Genomic DNA, 11564 nt, shown 5'->3' on the forward strand with positions numbered 1-11564 from the left:
ATGAGATTAAAGGGGGTATTGCAGCCCTTAAGGGATAACTCTACTTTTAATGAAATAATAGCTAGCATCAATAGTGATAAATATCCAGTTAATATAAATGGATTATCGGATTCTGGTAAAAGTTACGGTATATTTGGAATTTATGAAAATATAAATTCTCCTATGATTATAGTTACTTATAGTGATATGGAAGCTAAGAATATATATGAAGATTTAAGCTTTTATACTAATGATATTTACTACTTTCCAGCAAAGGAAGTAGTTTTTTATAACATAGATGCTATTTCAGGAGATTTGAGGTGGGCAAGGTTAAAGGTAATAAAGGAGATTTTAAGTAATAATAATAAAATTATAGTTACTTCAATTGATTCTTTAACTTCAGTTTATACTCCTAAAGAGTTATTTATGAAATATAACATAACATTAAGAGTTGATGATGAAGTAGATTTTAAAGACTTATCTAAAATGTTATTAGAGTGTGGATATGAGAGGGTTGAGGCAGTTGAAGGAAAAGGTGAATTCTCGTTAAGAGGAGGAATATTAGATGTATTTCCACCAATATCAACTTATCCATATAGAATAGAACTTTTTGGAGATAGTATAGATTCGATAAGAACCTTTAATACTGAATCACAAAGGAGTATTGAAAAGGTTGACAGTATGGAGATATTCCCTGCTAAGGAAGTTATCTTAGATGAAGAGGCTTTAAACAGAGGAAAAGAAAATATTTTAAAGGAATTTGAACAAGTTAAAGCTAAGGGAAAATCTGATGAAGAAAGAATAGAAAAGTTAGAGGCGATAGTAAAATCTAATATTGAATCTTTAACAGAAACTTTAACATTTGAAACAGTAGATAGTTATTTGTCTTACTTTTATGAAAAGCCAGATAGCTTTTTTGACTATGTAAAAAATTATACATATATAGTTGATGATGTTAAGAAGTGTGAAGGTAAGCTTGAAAGTTGCTATTTTGAATTTGGGGAGAATTATGAATCTTTTTTACAAAGAGGTGGAATTCTACCATCACAAAGTAAACTTTTATTAGATAAAGAAGATTTAATAGAAAAGTTGGAAATTCAGAAGGTTATTACTTTAGATGTATTTGCTACAAATAGTAAAATATTAAATCCACTAAATAAGTTTTCCTTAAACGCAATTACTTTAAATAGTTATCAAGGGCAGTTGGATCTTTTGATAGAAGATATTCAAGAAAAGAAATCCAAAGGATATAAGACTATAATTTTATCAGGTACCAGACCTAGAGGTGAAAGGCTAGTTAATACTTTAAGAGATAGAGGAATTGAAAGTACTTATAGAGATGACATAAGCTCTATAGAATTTGGAGAAGTTGTAATTACTTTTGGAAATTTATTAAAGGGATTTGAATATCCAGATTTAAAGATTTGTGTAATTTCAGATAAAGATGTTTTTGGTGAGGCTAAGAGAAAAATATCTAAGAGAAAAACCAATAAAAAAGGTATAGGAAAAATAAAGAGCTTTGCAGAGCTTAAACTTGGAGATTATGTAGTTCATGCTAATCATGGAGTTGGTGTATATAAGGGAATAAAGCAAATTGAAGTAGGTGGACATAAAAGGGATTACCTAGATATAGTTTACGATAAAGGTGATAAGTTATATGTGCCCGTTGATCAATTGGATTTAGTACAAAAATATATAGGCTCTGAAGGGAAAACTCCTAAAGTAAATAAATTAGGAAGCAATGAGTGGAATAAGGCTAAGGCTAAGGTTAAAAAATCAATAAATGAAATTGCAGAAGATTTAGTTAAACTTTATGCAACTAGAGCTACTTTAAAGGGATATAGATTTAATAAAGATACTGAGTGGCAAATGCAATTTGAAGATGAATTTCCATTTGAAGAAACACCAGACCAATTAACATCTCTTGAAGAAATTAAAGGTGATATGGAGTCGGATAAACCTATGGACAGACTTCTATGTGGAGATGTTGGTTATGGAAAAACAGAAGTAGCGGTTAGAGCAGCTTTTAAAGCAGTTATGGATGGAAAGCAAGTAGCTTTCTTAGTACCAACTACTATACTTGCAGAGCAACATTATAAAAATATGCTTAAAAGATTTTCAGATTTCCCAGTGAAGATAGATATGATTAGTAGATTTAGAAGTGCTAAAGAGCAAAAAGCGACCTTACAAGCTGTTAAGGAAGGAAATGTAGATATATTAATAGGGACTCATAGATTAGTTTCTAAAGATATAGTGTTTAAAGATTTAGGCTTATTAATTATAGATGAAGAGCAAAGATTTGGCGTTGCTCAAAAGGAAAAAATTAAAAATTTAAAGAAGAATGTTGATGTATTGACATTAAGTGCTACTCCAATACCTAGAACTCTTCATATGTCTTTAACAGGCGCTAGAGATATTTCTGTAATAGAAACTCCACCAGAAGAAAGGTATCCTATTCAAACTTATGTAGTGGAGCAAAATGATCAATTAGTTAGAGATTCTATATTAAGGGAAGTAAATAGAGGTGGCCAGGTTTACTATGTATATAATAGAGTAGAAAGTATAGAAGCTATGGCAAAATACTTAGCTGATTTAGTTCCAGAATGTAAGGTTGGAATTATTCATGGCCAAATGACTGAAAGACAGTTAGAAAAAGAAATGGTAAGCTTCATGAATAAGGAATTTGATATTCTAGTATGTACTACTATAATAGAAACTGGAATAGACATTCCTAATGTTAATACCATGATTATTCATGATTCAGATAAAATGGGATTATCTCAGCTGTATCAATTAAGAGGTAGAGTTGGTAGATCTAATAGAATTGCCTATGCATATTTTATGTATACTAAAGATAAAGTTTTAACAGAGGTAGCAGAAAAGAGATTAAAGGCTTTAAAAGATTTCACAGAACTTGGATCAGGATTCAAGATAGCTATGAGAGATTTAGAAATTAGGGGAGCAGGGAATATGATGGGCTCAGCGCAACATGGACATATGGCCGCAATAGGATATGATCTGTATTGTAGAATGCTTGAAGATACCATTAAGATAATTAAAGGTGAAATAGAGAATGAACCTATAGAAACTACAGTAGATATAAAGGTAGATGCATATATCCCAGGTACTTATATAGAAGATGAAATTCAAAAGATAGAAGTTTATAAAAAAATTGCTGCAATAGAAAACTTAGATGACTATATGGATATTAAGGCCGAACTTGAAGATAGATATTCGGAAATTCCAGAACCTGTATATAATTTGATGGACATAGCTTATATTAAAAGTAGAGCGAAGATGATTTCAATTGAAGAAATTAAGGAAACTCCAAAAGAAATTAAGTTCATATTTGCAGATGGAGTTAAAAATTTAAATCATATTTATAAGTATCTATTAGAGAATTATAAAGATAAGGTATTTTTAATGTTTGGAGAGAAGCCATATTTTGGTGTTAGACTTTCTGAAATAAAAAAAGAAGGGACTTTGGGATTGTTCAAGGAAATTATGGATAAATTAACAAAAAATATTAAAAGTTAATTTAAAAAATTGAATAACTGACACAATATTGATATACTATTTGTGTATAATTAAATGGGTTTAACAAATTAAATAGAAATGAGGGAACATCATTGGTTAAAATTAAAAGATTGATAGCTGCAAGTGCCTTAAGCATTTTTGCTCTTTCAGCAGTTGGATGTGAAATGATACAAAAGACACCAGAAGCTATAAAGAACACAGTTCTAGCAAAAGTAGGGGATGTTAAGATTACAAGAGGAGATGTAGATGAAATAGCAGATCCGTATTTGCAATCATATTATGGTGAGGATTATGATACAAATGAAGATGTAGCAGATCAAGTAAAAGAATTAAGAACTCAAGCTATCGACGTATTAGTAGAAGAAAAAGTTATGTATAAGAAAGCAGAGGAACTTGGAGTACTTCCAACAGATGAAGAAGTACAATCTGCAACACAAGAGTATATAGATAACTTGAAAGAAAGTTTAGGTGGAGAAGATGCCTTCAACACAGCTTTAGAAAATGCAAATTTGACTTTAGAAGAATATACTACACAATTAACTGAGAGTATGAGAAGTAATTTAATTAGTACTAATGTTACTAATGAAATATTTAAGGATGTAAGTGTTTCTGATGAGGAAATACAAGCGTATTATGATGAAAATATAGATAATTATAAGTCAGCAACAGTTTCTCATATTTTAATTAGTGATGAAGATACTGCTAAAGAAGTGAGAGAAAGAGCTGTAAATGGAGAAGATTTTGCTGAATTAGCAAAGGAATATTCAGAAGATACAGGAACTAAGGATAATGGTGGTAGTTTAGGAACAGTTACTTATAATACTACTCAATATGTTCAAGAATTTACAGATGCATTTAAGCAATTAAAGGATGGAGAAATATCAGAGCCTGTAAAGAGTGATTATGGATATCACATAATAAAAGTTACTGATTATAAAGAACAGACTTTAGATGAAGTAAAAGATACAATAAAGACTACATTGGAAAATGAAAAGAAAAATGAAATTTATACATCTTCTATAGAACAATGGAAGACTGATTATAATGTTAAAACATACGAAGATAGGCTTTAGTCAAAAGTTAAGATAAAAGATTATTAAAGAAATTCAGCTAGTTCTGAATTTCTTTTTTTAATTTTAACAATTTGATTTTAACAAATGAATTATTAGATTTTGAATTAAACAGTTGTTAGTGTAATTTGTTATAAAATTTGGTTATATGGGTATAAAATTTCTAAGAAGTCAAATAATAATATTGCAACTAATTATTAATAAAGGAGGTAGCTCATAATAATGAAAGCAACAGGAATTGTTAGACGCATTGATGACTTAGGAAGAGTTGTAATACCAAAAGAAATAAGAAGAACTTTAAGGATTAGAGAAGGGGATCCGTTAGAGATTTTCACTGATAGAGAAGGCGGAGTTATTTTAAAAAAATACTCCCCAATTGGAGAATTAACTGATTTTTCAAAGGAATATGCTGAAAGTTTACAACAAGCAATTGGACATATTATTTTGATAGCGGATAAAGATGCTTTTATATCAGTAAGTGGTGGACCTAAAAAGGATTATATCGAAAGAAAGGTTAGCCAAGAGTTAGAAAGAATAATGGAAGAAAGAAAAGCAGTGTTAATAACTGATCAAGGCAAAACTATTCCATTACATAATGACGAAGAAGCAGGAAAATATGCTAGTCAAGTAATATCTCCAATTATCGCTGAAGGAGATGCCATAGGAGCAGTTATAATCTTATCTAAAGAATCAGGAGAAAAATTAGGAGAACTAGAATTAAAGTTATCTGAAACAGCTTCAGCTTTCTTAGGTAAACAAATGGAACAATAAAAAGAAATAATTAAATAAATATAAAGTTATCAATAAAAAGTAATAATACCTCTAAACTTAAAATAAAAATTATTAAAAGCAATTTAAAGTTTGGAGGTATTTTATGAAGAAACAATCACTAATAAAAGCAAGCTTGATACTTGGAATAGCGGGAATAGTAGCAAGATTTTTAGGATTATTTTTTAGATGGCCATTGATTATGCTTATAGGAGATGAAGGAGTAGGGTATTATCAAATGTCATATCCTTTATATATGTTTTTCGTTGCCATGGCTTCAGGGGTTCCTGTAGCTATTTCAAAGATGATTTCAGAGAAGAAGGCAAAGGGAGACATAGAAAGTATATTCGTTATACTAAAGGAATCTACAATATTAATGATGTTTTTAGGAATTGGTACAAGCATTATATTATTTATATTTGCAAAACCTATAATACAGTTTGTTCAATGGGATATGAAATCTTATTATGCTTTATTGGGTATATCCTTTGCGCCTTTTGTAATATCTATTATGACTATATACAGAGGATTCTTTCAAGGACTTCAGAATATGACTCCTTCAGGAATTTCGCAGATTTTAGAACAAATAGGAAGAGTGATAATAGGAGTTGGACTTGCTATATTGCTATTACCTAAAGGTATAGAGTATGCAGCGGGAGGAGCAGCCTTTGGAGCAGCAGCAGGAGGAGTAATAGGAGCAAGTTACTTACATGAAAAATATAAAAAAGTTAGAAAGGAAATGTGGAATAAAAAAGTAAAAAGTAATCCAGAAGTATTATCGGCGATATTGAAAATTGCTTTACCAATTTCATTAGGAACTACAGTAGGAACTATAATGAGTTTAATAGACTCTATACTAGTACCACAAAAGTTATTGCAAGCTGGTTTATCCTCAGAAAGTGCAACTATTTTGTATGCGCAATTAACAGGGAAGGCAAATGTAATTACAAATATACCATTAACTTTGTCTATGGCTCTTGGAACATCTCTAATACCGATAATAGCAGAAAATTATATTATGAGAAAAAGAGGAGAACTTGAGTCAAAAGTTCAGTTATCTATGAAAATGTCTATGCTTATAGCCATGCCTTGTACATTAGGACTATATTTTCTTGCAGGGCCTATAATGAAAGTAATATTTCCCGGGAAATATGAAGGAATATTAATTTTAAAATATTTATCAATATCTATTCCTTTTATTATAATAACTCAAACAACAACATCAATTATGCAAGGAATTGGTCACTATATAAGGCCAATTATTAATTTATTTATAGGTTGCATAGTAAAGGTTATATTAACTTTTGTTTTAGTACCAATGCCTAATATTAACATTTATGGTGCGGTTATAGCTAGTGTTTCAGCTTATTTAGTGGCAACTATATTAAATTTAATTTCCTTAAAAAGTAAACTTAATTTAAAATTAAATGTATATAAATCTTTTATCAAACCTAGTATTGCAGCGATAATTATGATTATTGGTGTATTAATTTCTTATATTTTCTTATTTAATAAGACAGGTAGCAACACTTCTTCTTGCTTAATAGCTATATTTTTGGGTATTATTATATATGTAATGTTAATATTAATACTTAGAATATTTAGTATAGATGAAATCAAAAATAAAATAGTGAAAAATTAATAAGTGAGGAGAGAACCTAATGATAAAAATAATAGGTTTAGGACCAGGGGCTCCAGAATCTTTGACTATTGGAGCTGTTAGGGCTTTAGAAGAAGGTAAAAATATATACTTTAGAACTGAAAAGCACCCTACTGTAGATTATTTAAGAGAAAAAATAAAAGAGTTTAAAACATATGATCATTATTACGAGGTTTCGGAAAATTTTGATGAAGTTTATGATAGCATAGCTAGTGATATAGTAAGCAATTATAAAACTTGCGATGAAATAGTATATGCAGTTCCAGGACATCCTTTAGTGGCGGAAAAATCAGTATTTAATCTTATTAATTTATGTGATAATGAGGGAATTAAATATGAAATAGTCCCAGCTGTAAGCTTTATAGATGCTATGATGGATGTACTAAAGATAGATCCGATTGAAGGACTAAAGGTTATAGATGCTTTTGATATAAATAATCAGGTTTTAGATAAGAGAATAGGAACTATAATAACTCAAGTATATAATCCATTAATAGCTTCGGAAGTTAAGCTTAGATTACTTGATTATTATAATGATGATACTGAAATATATTTTGTAAGAGCTGCTGGTATAGCAGGAGAAGAATCAATTAGAAAAATACCTATATATGAACTTGATATGCAAGAAGATATAGATTATCTAACTTCTATTTATATTCCTAAAGACATGAATAATAAAAAAGACTTTAATGATTTAGTTGAGATAATAGATAGGCTAAGAGGGGAAGACGGATGCCCTTGGGATATGGAGCAGAGTCATGAAAGTATAAAAAACCAACTTTTAGAAGAGGCTTATGAGGTAGTTGATAGCATAAATAATGATGATATAGATGGAATGATCGAAGAACTTGGGGATGTATTATTACATATAATATTTCATGCATCAATAGGTAAAGATGATGGATACTTTAATATCTATGATGTAATAGGTTCTATATGCAATAAAATGATTTATAGACATCCACATGTGTTTGGAAATATAGATGTTTCAAATAGTGATGAAGTTATTGATAACTGGGAAGAACTTAAAAAGAAAGAAAAGCACTTTGAAACTATAACAGATGAAATGAATGCTGTAGCAAAGGCTTTACCAGCGTTAATTAGAGCTCATAAGGTACAAAAGAAGGCGGCTAAAGTTGGATTTGATTGGGATAAGGTAGAAGAAGCTGCTTTAAAGGTGGAAGAAGAATTAAAAGAGGTATTAGATGTATATAAATCCAATAATAAGGAAAAAATAAAAGATGAAGTAGGTGACTTAATCTTTGCTTGTGTCAATGTAGCAAGGCTGTTAGGTATAGATGAAGAAGAGGCATTAAATTCTACTATCAAAAAATTTATAAATAGGTTCTCTTTTATCGAAGAAGAAGCTATAAAAAATAATAAAAATTTAACTGAAATGACTTTAGAGGAAATGGATGAAATTTGGAATAAAGCAAAAAATAAAGAATTTGATAAAAACAAGAAGGATTTATAAATTTTTTGAAGAATAATATATATTGGTTTATACTATACTATAAATAACTTATTGTAATAAATAGCGTTTATAACAAAAAATTCATAATGTTGTAGACTAGTAGAAAAAGACGATATATAATAAGAGAATGTAGTTATAGTACATATTAACAGAAATAGTTAACTACTAAAATATATACGGGTTATTTAAGGAGGATGTAATTGTGAATAAAGCAGAATTAATCACTAGCATGTCAGAAAAAAGTAAATTAACTAAGAAGGATGCTGAATTAGCATTAAAAGCATTCATTGAAAGCGTTGAAGAAGCTTTAGAAAAAGGTGAAAAAGTTCAATTAGTTGGATTCGGTACTTTCGAGACTAGAGAAAGAGCTGCAAGAGAAGGAAGAAATCCAAGAACTAAAGAAACAATAAACATTCCAGCTTCAACTGTTCCAGTATTCAAGGCAGGAAAAGAATTTAAAGAAAAAGTTAATAAGTAGTATATTAAGAACCCGAGTTTACTCGGGTTCTTTTAATAAAAATTAATTTTAAGGAGAGTAAACATGAGGTTAGATAAATATCTTAAGGTTTCTAGAATTATTAAGAGAAGGACAGTAGCTAAAGAGGTTTGCGAGGGAGAAAGGGTATCTATAAATGGAAAGATAGCTAAGCCTTCAACTGTTATAAAAGAAGGGGACATAATTGAAATTCAATTTGCTAATAGATCTTTAAAAGCTAGAATTATAAATATAGCTGAACATGTGAAAAAAGAAAATGCAAAAGAAATGTACGAGATACTAGAAGGAGAAGAAGATAAAGAATAAATATAATTTCTCTTTCATATATTTTTATAAAGAATATGTGGAGGAGATAAGATGGAAAAGAAAATTGAGAATAGGCTCGAAGAGCCGAGGGGCAATATAATTTTAGAAAATAGAAAAAAACTAGTTCTTACTGGGGTAGAAGAAGTTATAAGTTTTGATGATGAGAAAATTTTATTAAATACAAAATTAGGTTTTTTGACTATTAAAGGATCAGAATTAAAAATGAATAAGCTAGATGTTCAAAATGGTGACGTTATAATAGTTGGAAACATATCTTCAATAATATATAGTAGTAAAGAAGTAAAAAAAGAAAAAGAAAGTATAATTTCTAAGTTATTTAAGTAGGTTTATATGCCGTTATCTTTAGATATTCAATTTGACATAGTAATATATTCCATTCTTTCTGGGATATTAGCGGGTATATTATTTGACTTATATAACATAATAAGGGGAGTAAAAATACCTAAAATAATAATTATCATAGAGGATATATTATTTTGGATTCTTACTGCCGTTATAGTATTTACTTTTTTACTATATATGAACTACGCTTTTTTTGGCCCATATGTATATATATTTATGATATTAACTCTAATTCTTTATTTAAAGCTTATAAGCCCTATGGTTCTGAAAATAGAGATATATATAATTAGCAAATTAGGAAAGTTTATTAGGATATTATTAAAGAATTTAATTTATCCTATAAGAATAATATATTACGGTATTTCTGGTAAAAAGTGATGTAAAAATTAGGAACATAAAAAAATATCTTGAATAAAATATATATAGTGTTTAAAATATATTATATAGTATATTTAAAGAGGGTGAGAGCAATTAAAAAGCAATTAACTCTTAAAAGATTGATTATAGTTTTTATTTTTGCGATTTTTGTTGTTAATTATATTAAACAGGAAATTACAATTAGAAGAATTCAAGAAGATATTGTTAATAGTCAAGAAGAATTACAAGAGCTTAAGGATAAAAATGGTGAATTAGAATCTGACCTTAAAAAGGCAACGGAGTCTAATGAATATCTTGAGAAACTTGCAAGAGAAAGACTAGGTATGATAAAAGACGGAGAGAAAGTTGTAAATTCCCAAGAGCAAAATTAAAGAATATGTTTTAAAACTATTTAAAAGAGGTTATTATTATAATAACATATATTATTTAATTTTTAAGGAGGAATCTTTGTAACATGACCTTGATGGCAGGAAACATATTAGAAGGTACAGTAGTTAATATAACTAGTTTTGGAGCTTTCGTAGAAATAGAGGGAAAGACAGGACTGGTTCACATTTCAGAAGTGGCGGATTCATTTGTTAAGGATATTAGACAACATCTTAATGAACAAGACAAGGTTAAGGTGAAGGTAATATCAATTGACGATAATGGAAAAATAAGCTTGTCAATAAAGCAAGCAAATGTACAAAAAAAATCAGTTAAACCAGTAGAAATAGATTGGAATTCAGAAAGTAAGAAAACTGGTATGAATACAGGAAATTTCGAAGATATAATGTCAAGGTTCTTAAAAGATAGTGAAGAAAGAATGCAAGATGTTAAAAAGAAACAAGATTTTAAATCTAAGGGCTCCAGAAGAAACTATTAATAAGTAATAATCGACATCATATAAATTTAATATATAAATCTATATAAAAGGCTAATTTCACCTATGAAGTTAGCCTTTTATAATTTAGCTTTAAAAGATTTATTTTCATAATTGAATATTGTTAAATAAAAAAATATAAAAAATATGTTGACACTAAATAAAACATCATATATAATTAATTTTGTCGCTGAGGGGCGACAGAAAATATGCTGAAGTGGCGGAACAGGCAGACGCACAGGACTTAAAATCCTGCGGTAGCGATACCGTACCGGTTCGATTCCGGTCTTCAGCACCAAGCTAAATTCAACTTAATTATCGCGGGGTGGAGCAGTTGGCAGCTCGTCGGGCTCATAACCCGAAGGTCGTAGGTTCAAGTCCTGCCCCCGCAACCAAAAATGGCGGAATAGCTCAGCTGGCTAGAGCACTCGGTTCATACCCGAGGTGTCGTAGGTTCAAGTCCTATTTCCGCTACCATATACGCTGAAGTGGCGGAACAGGCAGACGCACAGGACTTAAAATCCTGCGGTAGCGATACCGTACCGGTTCGATTCCGGTCTTCAGCACCAAGTTGAATTTAGCTTATAATATCGCGGGGTGGAGCAGTTGGCAGCTCGTCGGGCTCATAACCCGAAGGTCGTAGGTTCAAGTCCTGCCCCCGCAACCAAAAA

The 11564-nt window shown here is 29.8% G+C and carries 11 protein-coding genes and 5 tRNA genes; all 16 read left to right on the plus strand.

The features are described from left to right. The 16 genes from mfd to ACQPUY_RS12455 all read left to right on the plus strand — a co-directional run bounded on the left by mfd (nucleotide 1) and on the right by ACQPUY_RS12455 (nucleotide 11560). The gene (gene mfd, locus ACQPUY_RS12380; RefSeq protein WP_430841546.1) at nucleotides 1-3516 is read left to right on the plus strand and encodes a transcription-repair coupling factor; all 3516 of its coding nucleotides are present in this window, start codon (nucleotides 1-3) and stop codon (nucleotides 3514-3516) included. Between the two features lie 92 nt (nucleotides 3517-3608). Then, a complete protein-coding gene (locus tag ACQPUY_RS12385) occupies nucleotides 3609-4589 on the plus strand; it encodes a peptidylprolyl isomerase (protein ID WP_430841547.1) in 981 nt (326 codons plus the stop codon). A 219-nt stretch (nucleotides 4590-4808) separates the two neighbouring features. Further along, entirely contained in the window at nucleotides 4809-5357 is a 549-nt protein-coding gene (gene spoVT, locus ACQPUY_RS12390) for a stage V sporulation protein T (RefSeq protein ID WP_430841548.1), read from the plus strand. Between the two features lie 103 nt (nucleotides 5358-5460). After that, complete coding sequence (locus ACQPUY_RS12395; RefSeq protein WP_430841549.1) at nucleotides 5461-6996, plus strand: putative polysaccharide biosynthesis protein; 1536 nt, start codon at nucleotides 5461-5463, stop codon at nucleotides 6994-6996. Between the two features lie 19 nt (nucleotides 6997-7015). Continuing rightward, a complete protein-coding gene (gene mazG, locus ACQPUY_RS12400) occupies nucleotides 7016-8488 on the plus strand; it encodes a nucleoside triphosphate pyrophosphohydrolase (RefSeq protein ID WP_430841550.1) in 1473 nt (490 codons plus the stop codon). Between the two features lie 202 nt (nucleotides 8489-8690). Continuing rightward, entirely contained in the window at nucleotides 8691-8966 is a 276-nt protein-coding gene (locus ACQPUY_RS12405; protein ID WP_016206851.1) for an HU family DNA-binding protein, read from the plus strand. A 63-nt stretch (nucleotides 8967-9029) separates the two neighbouring features. Beyond that, entirely contained in the window at nucleotides 9030-9290 is a 261-nt protein-coding gene (locus tag ACQPUY_RS12410; RefSeq protein WP_430841551.1) for an RNA-binding S4 domain-containing protein, read from the plus strand. A gap of 51 nt (nucleotides 9291-9341) precedes the next feature. Then, on the plus strand, nucleotides 9342-9635 hold the full coding sequence (gene yabP, locus ACQPUY_RS12415) for a sporulation protein YabP (RefSeq protein WP_430841552.1): 294 nt from the start codon (nucleotides 9342-9344) through the stop codon (nucleotides 9633-9635). 6 nt (nucleotides 9636-9641) lie between these two features. Next, nucleotides 9642-10031 (plus strand): spore cortex biosynthesis protein YabQ, encoded by a 390-nt coding sequence (yabQ, locus tag ACQPUY_RS12420; protein ID WP_430841553.1) that lies wholly within the window; start codon nucleotides 9642-9644, stop codon nucleotides 10029-10031. Nucleotides 10032-10114: 83 nt separating this feature from the next. Continuing rightward, the gene (locus tag ACQPUY_RS12425) at nucleotides 10115-10402 is read left to right on the plus strand and encodes an FtsB family cell division protein (RefSeq protein ID WP_430841554.1); all 288 of its coding nucleotides are present in this window, start codon (nucleotides 10115-10117) and stop codon (nucleotides 10400-10402) included. An 83-nt stretch (nucleotides 10403-10485) separates the two neighbouring features. Next, nucleotides 10486-10896, plus strand: coding sequence for a S1 domain-containing RNA-binding protein (locus ACQPUY_RS12430; protein WP_430841555.1), 411 nt, complete (start codon nucleotides 10486-10488; stop codon nucleotides 10894-10896). A gap of 208 nt (nucleotides 10897-11104) precedes the next feature. Beyond that, nucleotides 11105-11191: transfer RNA gene (locus ACQPUY_RS12435), tRNA-Leu, on the plus strand. A gap of 21 nt (nucleotides 11192-11212) precedes the next feature. Next, nucleotides 11213-11288: transfer RNA gene (locus tag ACQPUY_RS12440), tRNA-Met, on the plus strand. A 5-nt stretch (nucleotides 11289-11293) separates the two neighbouring features. Then, nucleotides 11294-11370: transfer RNA gene (locus ACQPUY_RS12445), tRNA-Met, on the plus strand. 5 nt (nucleotides 11371-11375) lie between these two features. Then, nucleotides 11376-11462: transfer RNA gene (locus ACQPUY_RS12450), tRNA-Leu, on the plus strand. Nucleotides 11463-11484: 22 nt separating this feature from the next. Next, nucleotides 11485-11560, plus strand: a tRNA-Met gene (locus ACQPUY_RS12455). Nucleotides 11561-11564: the final 4 nt, after the last annotated feature.

Source organism: Clostridium nigeriense, assembly GCF_050585245.1.
GTDB lineage: Bacteria > Bacillota > Clostridia > Clostridiales > Clostridiaceae > Clostridium > Clostridium nigeriense_A.